The 473-nt window shown below is 44.8% G+C and carries 1 protein-coding gene; it reads right to left on the bottom strand.

Features of this window, described 5'->3' with window-relative positions; genetic code table 11:
- Positions 1-473 (bottom strand): HEAT repeat domain-containing protein (locus tag QUA90_RS21820; protein ID WP_333447696.1); only part of this gene is annotated, 473 nt, incomplete at both ends.

Raw genomic sequence — 473 nt, forward strand, 5'->3', positions numbered from 1 at the left:
CAATTTTGCCTAAGGCCTCTGCCGCATTCCTACGCACATCAGAGTTTGAACTTTCAACAAGTTTAAGTAATGCGGGAATTGCTGCCTTGTCACCAATTTTGCCTAAGGACTCTGCCACACTCCAACGCACATCAGAGTGGAAATCTTTAACAAGTTTAAGTAATGCGGGAATTGCTGCCTTGTCACCGATTTTGCCTAAGGCTTTTGCCGCATTCTTACGGACAAAAGAGTCTGAATCTTCAACAAGTTTAAGTAATCCGGGAATTGCTGCCTTGTCACCGATTTTGCCTAAGGCCTCTGCCACACTCCAACGCACATCATAGTGGAAATCTTCAACAAGTTTAAGTAATCCGGGAATTGCTGCCTTGTCACCGATTTTGCCTAAGGCATCTGCCGCACTCCAACGCACATCATAGTGGAAATCTTCAACAAGTTTAAGTAATCCGGGAATTGCTGCCTTGTCACCGATTTTG

It is taken from the genome of Microcoleus sp. D3_18_C4 (assembly GCF_036702355.1).
Lineage (GTDB): Bacteria > Cyanobacteriota > Cyanobacteriia > Cyanobacteriales > Microcoleaceae > Microcoleus.